At 72.2% G+C, this 15,710-nt stretch carries 14 protein-coding genes and 2 pseudogenes; 7 read left to right on the top strand and 9 right to left on the bottom strand.

Annotated elements, in window-relative coordinates; all coding sequences use genetic code 11:
- Positions 1-172: pseudogene (locus AB0903_RS15810) on the top strand (ribonuclease HI); the annotation flags it as partial.
- Positions 173-524: 352 nt separating this feature from the next.
- Here the strand turns inward: AB0903_RS15810 and AB0903_RS15805 are convergent.
- The 6 genes from AB0903_RS15805 to rhaI all read right to left on the bottom strand — a co-directional run bounded on the left by AB0903_RS15805 (position 525) and on the right by rhaI (position 8,584).
- A complete protein-coding gene (locus tag AB0903_RS15805; RefSeq protein WP_366703023.1) occupies positions 525-1,169 on the bottom strand; it encodes an LUD domain-containing protein in 645 nt (214 codons plus the stop codon).
- Positions 1,166-2,641, bottom strand: coding sequence for a LutB/LldF family L-lactate oxidation iron-sulfur protein (locus AB0903_RS15800; protein WP_366703021.1), 1,476 nt, complete (start codon positions 2,639-2,641; stop codon positions 1,166-1,168). Before AB0903_RS15800 ends, AB0903_RS15805 begins: the two co-directional genes overlap by 4 nt.
- Positions 2,638-3,474 (bottom strand): (Fe-S)-binding protein, encoded by an 837-nt coding sequence (locus tag AB0903_RS15795; RefSeq protein WP_366703019.1) that lies wholly within the window; start codon positions 3,472-3,474, stop codon positions 2,638-2,640. Before AB0903_RS15795 ends, AB0903_RS15800 begins: the two co-directional genes overlap by 4 nt.
- 78 nt (positions 3,475-3,552) lie before the next feature.
- Positions 3,553-5,001, bottom strand: a complete 1,449-nt coding sequence (locus AB0903_RS15790) for a rhamnulokinase family protein (RefSeq protein ID WP_366703017.1) — start codon at positions 4,999-5,001, stop codon at positions 3,553-3,555.
- Positions 4,998-7,037: a bifunctional aldolase/short-chain dehydrogenase gene (locus tag AB0903_RS15785; protein ID WP_366703015.1), complete on the bottom strand. Its 2,040-nt coding sequence runs from the start codon at positions 7,035-7,037 to the stop codon at positions 4,998-5,000. The genes AB0903_RS15790 and AB0903_RS15785 overlap by 4 nt, the downstream gene beginning before the upstream one ends.
- Before the next feature lie 386 nt (positions 7,038-7,423).
- Positions 7,424-8,584, bottom strand: a complete 1,161-nt coding sequence (rhaI, locus tag AB0903_RS15780) for an L-rhamnose isomerase (RefSeq protein ID WP_366703013.1) — start codon at positions 8,582-8,584, stop codon at positions 7,424-7,426.
- 251 nt (positions 8,585-8,835) lie between these two features.
- Between rhaI and AB0903_RS15775 the strand changes: the two genes are divergently transcribed.
- The 3 genes from AB0903_RS15775 to AB0903_RS15765 all read left to right on the top strand — a co-directional run bounded on the left by AB0903_RS15775 (position 8,836) and on the right by AB0903_RS15765 (position 11,079).
- Positions 8,836-9,156, top strand: coding sequence for an L-rhamnose mutarotase (locus AB0903_RS15775; protein WP_366703011.1), 321 nt, complete (start codon positions 8,836-8,838; stop codon positions 9,154-9,156).
- Positions 9,157-9,268: 112 nt separating this feature from the next.
- On the top strand, positions 9,269-10,294 hold the full coding sequence (locus AB0903_RS15770; RefSeq protein ID WP_366703009.1) for a LacI family DNA-binding transcriptional regulator: 1,026 nt from the start codon (positions 9,269-9,271) through the stop codon (positions 10,292-10,294).
- 188 nt (positions 10,295-10,482) lie between these two features.
- Entirely contained in the window at positions 10,483-11,079 is a 597-nt protein-coding gene (locus AB0903_RS15765) for a TetR/AcrR family transcriptional regulator (RefSeq protein WP_366703039.1), read from the top strand.
- A gap of 112 nt (positions 11,080-11,191) precedes the next feature.
- Here AB0903_RS15765 and AB0903_RS15760 read toward each other — a convergent pair whose 3' ends face one another.
- On the bottom strand, positions 11,192-11,608 hold the full coding sequence (locus tag AB0903_RS15760) for a helix-turn-helix domain-containing protein (protein WP_366703008.1): 417 nt from the start codon (positions 11,606-11,608) through the stop codon (positions 11,192-11,194).
- 110 nt (positions 11,609-11,718) lie between these two features.
- On the opposite strand from AB0903_RS15760, the pseudogene AB0903_RS15755 reads away from it, so the two are divergent.
- From AB0903_RS15755 to AB0903_RS15745, 3 genes and pseudogenes are all read left to right on the top strand, one after another.
- Positions 11,719-12,598, top strand: a pseudogene (locus tag AB0903_RS15755) (SDR family oxidoreductase).
- A gap of 137 nt (positions 12,599-12,735) precedes the next feature.
- Entirely contained in the window at positions 12,736-13,356 is a 621-nt protein-coding gene (locus AB0903_RS15750; RefSeq protein ID WP_366703006.1) for an L-threonylcarbamoyladenylate synthase, read from the top strand.
- Between the two features lie 513 nt (positions 13,357-13,869).
- Positions 13,870-14,382: a transglycosylase SLT domain-containing protein gene (locus AB0903_RS15745; RefSeq protein ID WP_366703004.1), complete on the top strand. Its 513-nt coding sequence runs from the start codon at positions 13,870-13,872 to the stop codon at positions 14,380-14,382.
- A 44-nt stretch (positions 14,383-14,426) separates the two neighbouring features.
- Here AB0903_RS15745 and rpmF read toward each other — a convergent pair whose 3' ends face one another.
- Entirely contained in the window at positions 14,427-14,597 is a 171-nt protein-coding gene (gene rpmF / locus AB0903_RS15740) for a 50S ribosomal protein L32 (RefSeq protein ID WP_366703002.1), read from the bottom strand.
- 79 nt (positions 14,598-14,676) lie between these two features.
- Positions 14,677-15,675, bottom strand: coding sequence for an MASE1 domain-containing protein (locus tag AB0903_RS15735; RefSeq protein ID WP_366703037.1), 999 nt, complete (start codon positions 15,673-15,675; stop codon positions 14,677-14,679).
- Positions 15,676-15,710: the final 35 nt, after the last annotated feature.

The following is a 15,710-nucleotide window of genomic DNA, read 5'->3' as shown; positions in this document are numbered from 1 at the left end:
GCCCCGCCGGCCGGCTGCCGCGCGGCGCACGCCGGCGGGCGCCGGGCGCGGTTCGGTGAAGGCGAAGTTCCCCGGCAGATGCCGCTGCGGCCGGCCCTACGGCAAGGGCGAGACGATCGCGAAGAACGACGACGGCTGGGGCCATCCCGCGTGCGCTGCGGCCGGCGCCTGACACCAGGCCCCCGGGGCCGTACCGCCTCGTTCACGAGCGGCGCCGTCGCCAGACTCCGGTCGTGCGCCGAAGTGGCGGCCGGCCCCGCACCCGAAGAGCGGTCGGCGGGTCGGGTCCGGGGCCGGGTCGTGCGCGGTCGGCCCCCGCGCCCGAAGAGCGGTCGGCCCCCGTCCCCTCGCCGACGGGCGGTCGGCCCCGGCCTCTGCACCGCAGAGCGGCCAGCCCCGCTCCCGCGCCGACGGGCGGTCGGCCCGCGGCTGGCGGGTCGGGCCCGTGTGCGGTCGGCCCCCGCACCCGCAGAGCGGCCGGCCCCGCAGGAACCGCCGCCGCGCGCCGAAGGTGGCGGCCGGCCTCAGGCCGTCACCAGCACGACCTCCAGGCTGCGCGGACCGTGCACCCCCTCGACGCGGTCGAGTTCGATGTCGCTGGTCGCCGAGGGCCCTGAGATCCATGTCAGCGGGCGTGCCGGGTCGAGCCGTTCCAGAGCCGGCGGGACGGACGACACGACCTGGTCGGGCACGCGTACCACGCAGATGTGGTGGTCGGGGACGAGCGTGACGCGGCGCCGGCCCTGGTCGGGCGAGGCGTCGAGCACGATCGTCCCGGTCTCCGCGATCGCGACGGCGCAGCCGGTGACCACGCTGTCCACCCGGTCCAGGTCCTCCGCCGTGCTCCCCGGCCGGTCGGCCACCCGCGTCGCGCGGGTGGCCGCCATCCAGCGCTCGTCCACTCCGGGCGGTACGAGCACGGACGACGCGCCCCGGGCGCCGAGCAGCCGGGCGATCGTCTCCGCCAGTCCGCCCGCCTCGCACCGGTGCACGACCGCCCGGTAGTCCGCGAGGTTCTCGGCGAGCAGCTCCACCGTCCGCCCGGCGTCCTTGGACGTGTGCTCACGCAGATAGCGGCGCTCGATCGCCCGCTCGTACGGCGTGTCGTCCACGGGCACGTCGGCGAGCGCGCGCCGGACCCGGCCCAGGATGCGGTCCCTGCTGCTCACTTCGTGTCCTTTCCGCCGTCGGTCCGCTGCCACCAGTCCCGGAACGGTTCCGCCGGCACCGCGGGAAGGTCCCTGGTGCCGCTCCACGCCCGGCCGGGACCGGGCAGCGTGCGCGGATGGAACCGGCGGGTGCGCGAGGCGAGCCGCTGCCCGGCGCGCAGCGCTCCCGGGTGGCTGAAGGCCCACCGGGCCGCGCGCATGGCCGCCCGCTCGGCGGCGTGCCCCTTCGCTGGCTTCAGCACCACCTTTTCGCCCCGCCGCGTCACCCGGCCGCCCTCGGCGACCCGTTCGCGCAGATGCACCAGCACCTCGGGGATGTCGATGGCGACGGGGCACACTTCGTAGCAGGCCCCGCACAGACTCGAGGCGTACGGCAGCGAGGCGTCGATCTCGCTTCCCGTGCCCCGCAGTTGAGGACTGAGGATGGCGCCGATCGGCCCCGGGTAGACCGAGCCGTACGCGTGACCGCCGGCCCGTTCGTACACCGGGCACACGTTGAGGCACGCCGAGCAGCGGATGCAGCGCAGCGCCTGCCGGCCGACCTCGTCGGCGAGGGTGTCGCTGCGGCCGTTGTCCAGCAGCACCAGGTGGAACGCCGTGGGGCCGTCCCCGTCCGCCGTGCCCGTCCACATCGAGGTGTACGGGTTCATCCGCTCCGCCGTCGAGGAGCGGGGGAGTGTCTGCAGGAAGACCTCCAGGTCCCGCCAGGTCGGAACGATCTTCTCGATGCCGACGACCGAGATCAGTGTCTCGGGGAGGGTGAGGCACATCCGCCCGTTGCCCTCGGACTCCACCACCACCAGGGTGCCCGTCTGGGCGACCATGAAGTTGGCGCCGGAGACTCCCACCTTGGCGCGCAGGAACTTCTCCCGCAGATGCAGCCGCGCCGCCTCCGCCAGCTCCGCGGGAGTGTCGGTCAGTCCCTCGGGTGCCGGACGGCCCCACCGGCCCATCCGGGCGCGGAAGATGTCCCGGATCTCACCGCGGTTGCGGTGGATCGCCGGGACGAGGATGTGCGAAGGGCGGTCCTCGCCGAGCTGCACGATCAACTCGGCGAGGTCGGTCTCGTAGGCACGGATGCCCGCTGCCTCCAGCGCCTCGTTGAGGCCGATCTCCTGTGTGGCCATCGACTTGACCTTGACGACCTCCGACTCGCCGGTGGCCCTGACCAGCCGGGTCACGATCCGGTTGGCCTCTTCGGCGTCGGCGGCCCAGTGGACGGTGCCGCCGGCGGCCGTGACGGACTCCTCCAACTGCACGAGGTAGCGGTCGAGATGGCGCAGGGTGTGGTCTTTGATCCGCCGGCCCGCCTCCCGCAGCTCTGCCCAGTCCGACAGCTCCGCCACGGCCTTCTCCCGCTTGGCGCGGATCGTGCGGGTGGCGTGACGCAGATTGCCGCGCAGCGTGCGGTCGTGGACGGCCTGCCGCGCGGCCTCCGGGAAGGCCGGCATGCCGACGAAGGTTCCGCTCATGCTCCGGTCTCCTCTGCGATGTCTTTCGTGTCCGCTCGGCTGTCCGCTCGGCTGTCCGCTTCCGTATCGGCTTCCGTGGCCGCCTCGGTGTCCGCTTCGGTGCTCGCCAGGATCTCCGCGAGGTGGACGGGCCGCATGCCCGTCCTCAGCCGGGTCATCGTCCCGCCGATGTGCATCAGACAGGAGTTGTCGGCCGCGCACAGCACCTCGGCGCCGGTCGACTCGGCGCTGCGCACCTTGTCGGCGCCCATCGCGGCCGAGACGTCGGCGTTCTTCACGGCGAACGTGCCGCCGAAGCCGCAGCACTCCTCCGCGCCCGGGAGGTCCACCAGCTCCAGCCCCCTGACGGCCGCCAGCAGCCGCCGCGGACGGTCGCCGAGACCGAGGCCGCGCAGGCCGTGGCAGGTCGGGTGGTACGTCACCCGGTGCGGGTAGTGGGCCCCGACGTCGGTCACGCCCAGCACGTCCACCAGGAACTCGGTGAGCTCGTACGTCTTGTGCACCACGGGCGCCACGGCGGCGGCGAGCCCGTCGCCCCGCCCTTCGGCCCGGGCCCGCTCGCCCATGCGCGGGTACAGCTCCCGTACCATCGCGCCGCACGACGCGGAGGGCGTGACGATCGCCTCGTAGCCGCCGAACACGTCCGCGAAGTGCCGGGCCAGCGGCTCGGCACCGTGCCGGTAGCCGGTGTTGTAGTGGGCCTGGCCGCAACAGGTCTGGCCCATCGGGAAGTCGACCTCCACACCCAGCCTGGTCAGCAGTTTGACCACGGCCCGCCCGGTGTCCGGGTAGAGCGTGTCGTTGACACAGGTCAGGAACAGGGCGACACGCATCGCTGACTCCTTGTCGTCGATCGTCGGTCGTCGGACGGGTGCGGCACCGGTTCGCCGCACGGCTGCCGGGGCCGCCGCTCAGCGCTCCGCGAGCCGGGCCTGAGCCGCGGTCCACCGGGCCGTGTCGCCCCGTGGCTCGTACCGGGTCAGCGGCTGCGTACGGGCGATCAGGTCCCGCATGTGCCACCGGTCGCCGACGATCCCGTGGGCCCGCGCCTGCACCAGGACGTTACCGAACGCGGCCGCCTCCGCCGGCCCGGCCACCACCGGCAGCCCGCAGGCGTCGGCGGTCAGCCGGCACAGCAGCGCGTTGCGGGCACCGCCGCCGACGATGTGGACGACGTCGACCGGGTGGTCCGCCAACCGCTGCGCCTCCTCGACGGCCCGCCGGTGGGCGAGGGCCAGCGAGTCGATGACGCAGCGGGTGATTTCGGCGCGGGATTCGGGCACCGGCTGCCCCGAGGCCCGGCACGCCTCCGCGATCCGCTCCGGCATCCGCCCCGGCGTGAGGAACGCCGGGTCGCCCGCGTCCACGACGGACCGCAGCCCCGGCACGCTCTCCGCGGCGGGCAGCAGTTCCCCCAGCCCGGGGTCACCCCAGGCCCTTACGCACTCCTGGAGCAGCCACAGGCCCATGATGTTCCGCAGATACCGGACCGTGCCGTCCAGCCCCAGCTCGTTGGTGAAGTTGGCGGCGCGGCTCGCCTCCGTCAACACGGGAGCGTCCAGCTCCAGGCCCGCGAGCGACCAGGTGCCGGTGCAGATGTACGCGAACCGTTCGTCCGCGGCGGGCGCGGCGGCCACCGCCGACGCGGTGTCGTGCGAGGCGACGGCCGTCACCGGCACGGGACCGGTCAGCCCGGTCTGCTCCAGCACCTCCGGACGCAGCACACCGGCCGGGTCGCCGGGCTGCCGCAGCGGCGCGAACAGGCCCGGATCGACGTCCAGCCGGCGGGCGATGCCGTGCGCCCAGTCACGCGTCACGGGGTCGATTAGCTGGGTCGTGGAGGCGTTGGTCAGCTCGGTGCCCTGCTCACCGGTGAGCCAGTAGGCGATCAGGTCGGGGACGAGCAGCAGCCGCTTCGCGAGCGCCGTCTGCGGGGAGGTACGGGCGGCCACCAGCCGGTACAGCGTGTTGAAGGGCGCGTCCTGGAGCCCCGTCGCCGCGTACAGCTCGTCGGCGGGCACTGTCGCCCGCACCGCCTCCGCGATCCCCTCGGTACGGGCGTCACGGTAGTGGACGGGGTTGCCGAGCAGCGCGCCGTCCGCGTCGAGCAGGCCGTAGTCGACGGCCCACGTGTCGATGCCGACCGAGTCGACCTGTCCGGCCGCCCGCAGCCCGTCGAGGACGCCGGTGTAGAGGCCGAGCACGTCCCAGCGCAGCCCTTCGGGCACACGGACCGGCCTGTTGGGGAAACGGTGAGCCTCGGTCAGCTCGAGGCTGCCGGGGCCGACGCGGCCGGCCATGACGCGCCCGCTGGACGCGCCGAGGTCGACCGCGGCGTACGACTTCACGGCCTCGCTCATCGCAGGAAGGCGGCGGCGACACCGGCGTCGACCGGGATGTGCAGTCCGGTGGTGTGGGTGAGGTCGCCGCCGGTGAGCGCGAAGACGGCGTTCGCCACGTGCTCGGGCAGGACCTCCTGCTTGAGGAGGGTCCGCCCGGCGTAGAACTCGCCGAGCCTGTCCTCCGGCACGCCGTACACGGCGGCCCGCTGGGCACCCCAGCCACCGGCGAAGATGCCGGAGCCGCGGACGACCCCGTCCGGGTTGACGCCGTTGACGCGGATGCCGTGCTCGCCCAGTTCGGCGGCGAGCAGCCGCACCTGGTGCGCCTGGTCGGCCTTGGTGGCCGAGTAGGCGATGTTGTTCGGGCCGGCGAAGACGGCGTTCTTCGAGACGACGTAGACGATGTCGCCGCCCAGTTGCTGCGCGGTCATGATCCGGGCCGCCTCGCGGGAGACGAGGAAGGAGCCGCGGGCCATGATGTCGTGCTGGCGGTCCCAGTCCTTCGCCGTCGTCTCGAGCAGCGGCTTGGAGACGGAGACACCGGCGTTGTTGACCACCAGGTCGACACCGCCGAAGGCGAGTACCGCAGCCTTGAACGCCTCGGCGATCTGCTCCTCGGACGTCACGTCGACGGTCACGGCGACGGCCTTGTCGGGCCCGCCGAGTTCCTCTGCCACGGCGGCCGCGTTCGCGGCGTCGAGGTCCGCGACCACGACGCACGCGCCCTCGGCGACCAGCCGGTGCGCGATCGCCCTGCCGATGCCGGAACCGGCGCCGGTGACCAGGGCGGTGCGCGTGGCCAGCGGTTTGGGCTTCGGCGTCCGCTGCAGTTTGGCCTCCTCCAGCGCCCAGTACTCGATGCGGAACTTCTCCGACTCCTCGATCGGCGCGTACGTCGAGACGGCCTCGGCCCCGCGCATCACGTTGACCGCGTTGAGGTAGAACTCGCCCGCCACCCGGGCGGTCTGCTTGTCCTTGCCGAAGCTGAACATGCCCACGCCCGGCACCAGGACGATCGCCGGGTCGGCGCCGCGCATCGCGGGGGAGTCGGGCAGGGCGTGCCGCCGGTAGTAGGCGGCGTACTCCTCGCGGTAGGCGGCGTGCAGCTCGCCGAGCCGGGCGACGGCCACGTCGGTCGGAGCCGTCGGCGGCAGGTCGAGGACCAGCGGCCGGACCTTGGTGCGCAGGAAGTGGTCCGGGCATGACGTTCCGAGGGCAGCCAGCCTCGGGTGCTCGGCACGCGCCAGGAAGTCGAGGACGGCGGCGGAGTCGTCGAAGTGACCGACCTGCGGCTTGTCCTTCGAGGCGACGGCACGGATGTGGGGTGCGAGGGCCGCGGCCCGCTCCCGCCGCTCGGTCTCGGGCAGTGCCTCGTACCCCTCGATCACCGGACCGAAGGGTTCCGGCTTGCCGCGCTCGGCGAGGAACGCCTCGGCGGTGCGGATGATGTGGAGCGAGTTGCGCTCGCACTGCTCGGAGGTGTCCCCCCAGGCGGTGATGCCGTGGCCGCCGAGGACGCAGCCGACGGCACGCGGGTTGGCCTCCTTGACCGCGGCGATGTCCAGGCCGAGCTGGAAGCCGGGCCGCCGCCACGGCACCCACACCACCGTGTCGCCGAAGCATTCGGCGGTCAGCTTCTCGCCGTCGGCCGCGCAGGCCAGCGCGATGCCGGAATCGGGATGCAGATGGTCGACATGGGCGGCCTCGACGAGCCCGTGCATGGCCGTGTCGATGGAGGGCGCGGCGCCAGCCTTTCCGTGGAGGCAGTAGTCGAACGCGGCGACCATCTCGTCCTCGCGCTCGACGCCCGGGTAGACGCCGGCGAGGGCGCGCAGCCGGTCCAGCCGCAGGGCGGCGAGTCCGCCCTCGGTGAGTGTGCCGAGGTCGCCGCCGGAGCCCTTCACCCACATCAGTTCGACGTCGCCGCCGGTGACCGGGTCGGTCGCGGTGCCCTTGGCGGAGGTGTTGCCGCCGGCGTAGTTGGTGTTACGGGGATCGGCGCCGAGCCGGTGCGAACGGGCGAGCAGCGCGGCGGCTTGGGAATGAACGTCCATGATGGGATCAGTCCTTCGGAACGATGACGAACGTGGGCACGGCATGGGCGCGGGCTCCAGCGGGGCGGCACGCGGAACAACCCGTACGCGTACGGGAACGGCCGGTGCGCGTGCGACCGGCGGCGGGGGACGGCCTGTGCGCGTACGGGAACGGCCGGTGCGCGGGAAACAACGCGTATGCGCGGGAACGGCCCGTACGCGCGGGAAGGGACCCGTACACGATGGAACAACGGGTGAGCGCGTGACGGCCCGTACACGATGGAACAACGGGTGAGCGCGTGACGGCCCGGACACGATGGGAAGGTTCGCCCCCGTCCGCCCGCAGGAAGCGGCAGGACGCGGGCAGTACCGGCGGGTTGCGGCAGGCGGGCCAGGACGCGGCAGGGTCAGGCGCCCCAGCCCGCCTGCCGTCCACCGACCCGCTCGGCGGCGATCCGCTCCTGCCAGCCGGAGGCCCGGTACGCCGCCACCGGATCCGGGTCGAGCCCCTGCTCCTCGCGGACCTGGGCCAGCAGCGGCCGCACATCCGTGCTGTACGCGTCCATGAACACGGCGTTGGCCTCCAGCACGTCTCCCGCCGCCTGCGCGGCGGCCAGTGCCTCGTGGTCCACGAGCAGCGCCTTCGCGGTGGCCTCCTGCACGTTCATCACCGAGCGGATGATCGCGGGGATCTTCGCCTCGATGTTGTGGCACTGGTCGAGCATGAAGGCGACCCCGGGCGTGAAACCGCCGCCGCGCACCACCTCGTACATGATCCGGTACAGCTGGAACGGGTCGGCGGCACCGACCATCAGGTCGTCGTCCGCGTAGAAGCGCGAGTTGAAGTCGAAGCCGCCGAGTTTCCCCTCGCGCAGCAGCACCGCGACGATGAACTCGATGTTGGTGCCCGGCGCATGGTGTCCGGTGTCGACGACGACCTGCGCCTTCTCGCCCAGTTTGAGGCAGTGCGCGTACGCCGTGCCCCAGTCCGGCACGTCGGTCGTGTAGAAGGCCGGCTCGAAGAGCTTGTACTCCAGGAGCATCCGCTGGTCGTCGCCGAGTCGGTCGTGGACGGCCGCGAGCGCCTCGGCGAGCCGGTCCTGGCGGGCCCGGATGTCCCCCTGGCCGGGGTAGTTGGTGCCGTCGGAGAACCACAGCTTCAGGTCCCTGGACCCGGTGGCGTCCATGATGTCGACGCACTCGAGGAGATGGCCGAGCGCCTTGCGCCGGACCTGCGGGTCGGGGTTCGTCACGGAGCCGAGCTTGTAGTCGTCGTCCTGGAAGACGTTGGAGTTGATCGCCCCGATCCGCAGGCCCAGCTTCTCGGCGTGGGCGGCCAGGGCGGCGTAGTCGTCGACCGTGTCCCACGGGATGTGCAGCGCGACGGACGGCGCGGCGCCGGTGTGCGCGTGCACCCGCGCGGCGTCGTCCAGCTTTTCCTCCGGGGTGCGCGGGACTCCCGGCTGGGCGAAGACCTTGAAGCGGGTCCCCGAGTTCCCGTACGCCCAGGACGGCGTCTCGATGGCCTGGGTCTTGAGCGCGGCCTTCACCGCGGCGAGATCGGTCACTGCAGGACTCCTGTGGCATCGGTCGGAAGGAAAGGAAGGATCGGAAGGAAAGGAACGGGCGAACGCCTGTATGAAACGATTCAAACGTGAAGCTAGGTGGCTTGGAGGAGGCTGTCAACCGTCGGCGGGTCGCTTGCCGGTAGTCAAGCCATCGTGGGGACGCGGGAGGGAGACCTCTTGACCCGGCCGGTTGTCCTTGCCTAACGTCCCTGGCTGGGCTGAAACCTTTCATCACCCGGGAGTGGCACCTCGTGCAGCGCGTCTGTTTCCTCCTCAAGGTCCGTGCGGACCGGATCGACGAGTACCGGGAGCGGCATGCGGCCGTGTGGCCGGACATGCTGGAAGCGCTCTCGTCCACCGGCTGGCACAACTACTCGCTCTTCCTGCGCGACGACGGGCTCCTCGTCGGCTACCTGGAGACGGAGGACTTCGCCGCGGCGCAGGCCGCCATGGAAACCACCGACGTGAACGCCCGCTGGCAGGCCGAGATGGCGCCGTTCTTCGAATCGCTCGACGGCGCCCGCCCCGACGAGGCGATGAAACCCCTCACCGAGGTGTTCCACCTCGCCTGAAGAGCCTGCCGCCGGCCTCGGCCGGGCGCCTGAGCGGGGCAGTTCCCGAGACGGCGTGACGGTAGTGTGAAACGCCACGGCCGCCCCTCGTCCTCTCGGAGGTTCCTGCCTGATGTCCCAGTCGGTGGGTATCAAGGACGTCGCTCGCGCCGCCAAGGTCTCCGTGGGCACGGTCTCCAACGTCATCAACCGACCGGACTCGGTGGCCGCGGAGACCCGGGCCCGGGTGCTGTCCGCCATCGACCGGCTGGGCTACGTCCGCAGCGAGTCCGCACGCCAGCTGCGCGCCGGTCGCAGCAGGATCATGGGGCTCCTCGTCCTCGACATGGGCAACCCCTTCTTCGTCGACGTCGCCCGTGGGGCCGAGCGGGCCGCCCGCAAGGCCGGCCTCGGCGTGATGGTCTGCAACAGCGATCAGAGTCCCGGCGAGGAGGCCGAGTACCTGTCGCTCTTCGCCGAACAGCGGGTACGGGGCGTGCTGCTGACACCGGCCGACGCCACCGGGAGCACCGTCGCCGCCTTCCGCCGTCACGGCATCCCCTTCGTCCTCGTCGACCGCGTCGCCGACGGCGTCACGGAGTGCTCGGTCTCCGTCGACGATGTCACGGGCGGAGCCCTGGCCGTTCGGCACCTTCTCGACGCAGGGCACCGCTCCATCGCGTACGTCAGCGGCCCGCCGAACCTGAACCAGGTCGGGGACCGCCGCGTCGGCGCCCTGCATGCCCTTGCCGAGGCCGGTCTCGGTCCGGACGCCCTGCGCGAACTGCCGACCGAGCGGCTCGACGTCGGCGCGGGACGGGACGCGGGCGCCCGGATCCTCGGCCTCGTCGACCGCCCGACCGCTGTCTTCTGCGCCAACGACCTGCTTGCCCTCGGTGTCCTCCAGGCCCTGTACGCAGCCGGTGTCGCGGTCCCCGACGACCTCGCCATCGTCGGCTACGACGACATCGAGTTCGCGGCCGCCGCGGCCGTCCCGCTGACGTCGGTGCGGCAACCGGCCGTCACGATGGGCACGATGGCCGCGGAGCTGCTGCTGGAGGAGACCGAGGCGCAGGGCGGCGGGCGTACGCACGAGCACCGGCGGGTGGTGCTCCAGCCCGAACTGGTCGTCCGGCGCTCCAGCCTCTCCGTCCGCTGATCCGGCTGCCCGGGACCTCCGCGGGCGGGCAGGGGGACGACAATGGCAGCGTGCCGAAACGTAATGTGCCCAACGGGGACGCGCCCGAAAACCACGCGCCGTACGACGAGAAGGCGCCGGTCGGTGACGCGCCGTACGACGAGAAGGCGCCGGCCGGTGTCGGCCCGGCCGGCGGCAGGAAGAAGAGCGTGAGCCCCTCGCCCGAGCGCCGCCGCGAACTGCTCGGCGTCGCCGCCGACGTCTTCGCCGAGCAGGGCTACAACGCCACCACGGTCCGCAAGATCGCCGACGCGGCCGGCATGCTGGCGGGGAGCCTCTACTACCACTTCGACTCCAAGGAGTCGATGCTCGACGAGATCCTCTCCACCTTCCTCGACGAACTGTGGGCCGGATACGACGCCGTACTGGCCGCGCGTCTCGGCCCCAGGGAGACCATCGAGGCGCTCGTCGTGGAGTCCTTCCGTGAGATCGACCGCCACCGCGCGGCCGTGGCGATCTACCAGAAGGAGTCGAGGTACCTGTCGGCCCAGCCCCGCTTCTCGTATCTCACCGACTCGCAGCAGAAGTTCGAGAAGGCATGGCTGGGCACTCTGGAGCGCGGGGTCGCCGACGGGGTCTTCCGTGCCGACCTGGACGTCCGGCTCACCTACCGCTTCGTGCGCGACACGGTGTGGGTCGCCGCGTCCTGGTACCGGCCGGGCGGTCTGCACAGCCCCGACGAGATCGCCCGCCAGTACCTGTCGATGGTCCTCGACGGCATCGCCCTCGGGTGCGGACACCCGTAGCGGCCCCCGGCCGCGGCCCGGTGGCGTCCCCCGCCCGCGCCGGCTCGCCGCAGGGCTGCCGGAGCCGGCGCCGCCGTGCCCTCGCGTGCCCCGCACCGTGCCGCGGCGGGCGTCAGCCCCGGGCCTGCGTCGCGCCGGCCTTCTCCCGGTCGTAGTCCTCGCGTGCGGCCTGCACCCGGGGCACCCGCGCCTCCGCCCAGCGGGCCAGGGCCCACACCTGGTGGGCGGCCTCTTCGCCGAGCGGCGTGAGGGAGTACTCGACGCGCGGGGGGATGACCGGATGCGCCTTCCGGCGGACGAAGCCGTCCCGTTCCAGAGTCTGGAGCGTCTGGGCGAGCATCTTCTCGCTCACCCCGCCGACGGTGCGGCGCAATTCGCTGAACCGGTGCGTGCCGTCGAGCAGTGTGGCGAGCAGGAGCACCGCCCAGCGGCTGGTGACGTGCTCCAGCACCAGCCGTGAGGGGCAGTTCGCCGCATTGACGTCGGGCGCCCGGAGCCCGGCGGCGGCGGTTTCGTTTCTCACGCTCATGCCCCCAGCTTACCCAGAAGTGCGTACTTCCGAATAGTTAGTACCTCTCCTACGGTTAGTGACGTCATCGCCGCAGGCGTTCACGTACGCAGCACGGGAGCAGTCGAAACATGAGCATCGTCGTCACCGGAGCCACCGGGCAGCTGGGCCGTCTCGTCATCGACGAGCTGTTGGCCAGGATCCCCGCCGAGCAGATCGCAGCCGTCGTGCGGGATGAGGCGAAGGCCGCCCCCCTGGCCCTGCGCGGCGTGGAGCTGCGCGTCGCCGACTACGGCAGCCCGAAGGCCCTCGCGGACGCCTTCAAGGCCGGTGACACGGTCCTGCTGATCTCCGGAAGCGAGGTCGGACAGCGCATCCCGCAGCACACCGCGGTCATCGATGCCGCGAAGGCGGCAGGCGTCGCCCGGCTCGTGTACACGAGCGTTCTCGGCGGTCCCGCGGCCGCCTTCGAACTCGCCGACGAGCACCGGGCAACCGAGCAGGCCGTCCTCGGCTCCGGCCCTGACCCACACCTTCCTCCGCAACGGCTGGTACAGCGAGAACTACACGGACCAGATCCCGGTCCAGCTCCGGCACGGGGTCGTCGGCAGCGCCGGCGAGGGCCGCGTCGGCTCCGCCTCCCGCGCCGACTACGCGGCCGCCGCGGCCGCCGTCCTCACCACCGACGGCCACGACGGCAAGGCGTACGAACTCAGCGGCGACCACGCCTGGACCCTGGCGGAGTACGCCGCCCTGCTGTCCGACCGGTCCGGCCGGGAGGTGCTGTACCACGACGTTCCGGCCGAGGCGTACCGCTCGGTCCTCACCGGCGCCGGAGTTCCGGAGCCGCTGGCCGGCATCCTCGTGGACGTCGATGTCAGCGCCGTCCGGCGCGGTCTGCTCGAGGGCGGCAGCGGCGACCTGCGCCGTCTGATCGGCCGCCCGACGACGCCGATCGCCGACAGCATCGCCACCGCACTGGGTGCCGGGGCGTCAAGTACCGGTCATTGAGGCCCCCGTTACGCATCCGGGCGCGCCCGGATGGTCCGGCAGGATCCCGAGCGTGCCGCCCGGGGCCCTGTTCGGCGCGGATCGCGCCCGCCGGCCTGCGCGGTTCCGACGCGCCCTGCACGCCCTAGACTCGGCGGATGGCGAAGTACTTCGATGTGCACCCCGAGAATCCTCAGCGACGCACCATCAGCAGCGTGGCCGAAAGCATCAGGGCCGGCGCGCTCGTGGCCTATCCGACGGACTCCTGCTTCGCGCTGGGATGCCGGCTGGGCAGCCGTGACGGCATCGGCCGGATCAGGTCGATCCGCAATCTGGACGAACGTCACCACTTCACACTGGTGTGTCAGAACTTCGCGCAGCTGGGGCAGTTCGTGCAGGTCGACAACGACGTGTTCCGTCTGATCAAGGCGGCGACGCCGGGCAGATACACCTTCATCCTGCCCGCGACGAAGGAGGTGCCGCGCCAGCTGCTGCACCCGAAGAAGAAGACCGTCGGCGTCCGGATCCCCGACCACGTCGTCGCTCAGGCCCTGGTCGCCGAACTGGGCGAGCCGCTGCTGTCCAGCACGCTTCTCATGCCGGACGAGGAGGAGCCGATGACCCAGGGCTGGGAGATCAAGGAACGGCTCGACCATGTGGTGGACGCCGTGGTGGACTCCGGCGACTGCGGCACCGAGCCGACCACGGTCATCGACTTCTCCGGCGGCGAACCGGAGATCGTGCGCCGCGGGGCGGGTGACACCTCGCGGTTCGAGTGAGGCCGGCCGCCCCCGTGCGGGCCGCACCGTCGTGGGGGGGGCGGGGGGGGGGGCGGGGGCGGGGGCGGGGGGGGCGCCCGGGGCGGGGCCGCGGGTGTTTCGGCGGGGCTGGGGGGCGGGGCCGTGGGGGGCGCGGGGGGGGGGGGCGCCCCCCCGCGGGGGTCGGGGGGCCCCCCCCCCCCCGGGGGGGCCCCCCCCCCCCCCCCGGGGGGGGCCCCCCCCCCCCCCCCCCACGGCGGATGCCTCCGCCAGGAGGGCCCTCGTTGTGACACCGGGCATAGGAGCCACGTCACGTCCTAAGCCCGGTAGTGGACACCGGAACCCAGTCGAACTGGAATATGCGCCCCATCTGTGGATGATTCGGTCATGCCTCTGCAGTGGGGTAGTAGGTCACATTCTTGCGCCGCGCTCCGGCTGCCCCTGACCATGGCTGACGTCCCCGGAGGGTCATCTCCCTCCGCCGCCGAACCTCATCTGGTCGGCCCCACGACGTCCCCCTGGGAGTACCTCCGTATGACCGCCTTCGCCCGTACCGCCCGTTTCCGCAAGCTCTCGCTCACCGGCATGGCCACCGCGGGTGCCGCGGCAGTGGCGCTCACCCTGGCCCCTTCGCCCGCTCACGCCGCCCCGGCGGCGACCTCGGCGGCGGCCGGCGCCTCGGCGGAGAAGACGGCGGACAAGCCGGAGAAGGGCAAGAAGGTCTACGCCGACAACCTCGACGGCTGGATCAAGGAGGCGCTCGCCATCATGAAGGCCGAGGGCATCCCCGGCAGCTACGAGAGCCTGCACCGCAACATCATGCGCGAGTCCAGCGGCAACCCGGACGCCCAGAACAACTGGGACGCCAACGCCCAGAACGGCACCCCGTCCAAGGGGCTCCTGCAAGTCATCCAGCCGACCTTCGACGCCTACCACGTCAAGGGCACACCGCGCGACCTGACCGACCCGGTCGCCAACATCACCGCGGCCGCGAACTACGCCGCCGACAAGTACGGCTCCATCGACAACGTCGACTCCGCGTACTGATTCCTCGCCGGCGGCACCGGCAACCGCTCGGGCGCGGCGCCGCCTCAGCCCTCCGGGTGCAGCAGTCCGCGCTCGTAGGCTCGCACCAGCCGCTGCGGAACCATGACGGTCGATCCGTCGACCGTCACCGGCACGAGCTGGGCCGTCGCGGCCTTCCACTGGGAGCGGCGGTGCCGGGTGTTGCTGCGGGACATCTTCCGTTTGGGAACGGCCATGGTCGTCCTCCTCGTCGACGGTGGGCGAGGGTGACGCTACATGGAAATGAATCCCATGAACAATTCCGGAAAGGCCCCGTTACCTCTCCAGGCCCTTCCCGCCCTCCTTCGGTGGCCACAGGTGCGCCGTCTCACCCGGTGCGAGCTGGTCCACGACCTCGGCGAGCGCCGTGCAGGCCAGCTCGATCTTGCGGCGGACGGCGATCTGCTCGGTGACGATCGCCGCCAGCAGCAGCCCGGTCAGCGCCGCACATCCGTTGAGTGCCTGGAGGACGACCATGACCTCCAGTATGCTGCGGCCGCCGAACACGCCCGTACCGCCCGTCGCCGCCGAGATCGCCATGACCGAGATCAGCAGCGCACACGGCGCGGAGCCGGGCAGCTGGAACCGCAGAGCAGCCCAGATCAGCACCGGGAACACCAGGAACAGCAGTGACAGGTCGGCCCGCGTGGCCACCAGCGTCACGGCCACCGAGGTCACGCAGAGCGCCACGACCTCGGTCCACCACCACGCCCGTGTGTCGCGCGGCAGCCGAGCGCGGCGCAGTACCAGCAGCAGCGGCGTGATCACCAGAACGCCCATCGCGTCCCCGGCCCACCACGCGGACCACACGGCCCAGAACTCGCCGAGCGGCAGCGATCCGGCCAGCACCAGGGTCCCCGCACCGAGCGTCGCGCTCACCAGCATTCCGGTCAGGGCTCCCAGGAACACCAGCGCCAGTCCGTCCCTGAGCCGGTCGAGGCCGGTACGGAAGCCGATCCGCCGCAGCATCAGATAGGCGGACAGCGGGGCCAGCGTGTTGCCGGCCAGGATGCCGACGGCGGCCGGGTCGACACTGTCGATCGTGGCGATGGTGAGAAGCGCCCCCAGGCAGATCCCGGGCCACACCCCTGCCCCGGCCCACAGCAGACAGCTCAGCGCGATGCCCGTGGGCGGCCACAGCGGTGTGACGACCGCCCCCTCGACGACCACCTGCTGGAGGAGGCCGATCCGCGCGCCCGCCCAGTAGGCACCGGCGACGGCGAGGATGCGCAGCAGTGCTGCGGCAGGGCGTCGGACTCGTTCGCTGCGGACCACGCATGTCATCTCACAGCGTCTCCGTCGCCCCGTCC

This window comes from Streptomyces sp. NPDC048389 (genome assembly GCF_040706335.1).
Taxonomy (GTDB): domain Bacteria; phylum Actinomycetota; class Actinomycetes; order Streptomycetales; family Streptomycetaceae; genus Streptomyces.
The sequence above is the reverse complement of the archived record's forward strand: the minus strand, read 5'-3'. Positions and strand labels throughout refer to the sequence as shown.

Coding starts and splice junctions, on each gene's coding strand:
- AB0903_RS15750 (WP_366703006.1), top strand. CDS start 12,736: ATGGCGAAGTACTTCGATGTGCACCCCGAGAATCCTCAGCGACGCACC.
- AB0903_RS15760 (WP_366703008.1), bottom strand. CDS start 11,608: ATGAGCGTGAGAAACGAAACCGCCGCCGCCGGGCTCCGGGCGCCCGAC.
- AB0903_RS15785 (WP_366703015.1), bottom strand. CDS start 7,037: ATGGACGTTCATTCCCAAGCCGCCGCGCTGCTCGCCCGTTCGCACCGG.
- AB0903_RS15770 (WP_366703009.1), top strand. CDS start 9,269: ATGTCCCAGTCGGTGGGTATCAAGGACGTCGCTCGCGCCGCCAAGGTC.
- rpmF (WP_366703002.1), bottom strand. CDS start 14,597: ATGGCCGTTCCCAAACGGAAGATGTCCCGCAGCAACACCCGGCACCGC.
- AB0903_RS15800 (WP_366703021.1), bottom strand. CDS start 2,641: ATGAGCGGAACCTTCGTCGGCATGCCGGCCTTCCCGGAGGCCGCGCGG.
- AB0903_RS15795 (WP_366703019.1), bottom strand. CDS start 3,474: ATGCGTGTCGCCCTGTTCCTGACCTGTGTCAACGACACGCTCTACCCG.
- AB0903_RS15745 (WP_366703004.1), top strand. CDS start 13,870: ATGACCGCCTTCGCCCGTACCGCCCGTTTCCGCAAGCTCTCGCTCACC.
- AB0903_RS15790 (WP_366703017.1), bottom strand. CDS start 5,001: ATGAGCGAGGCCGTGAAGTCGTACGCCGCGGTCGACCTCGGCGCGTCC.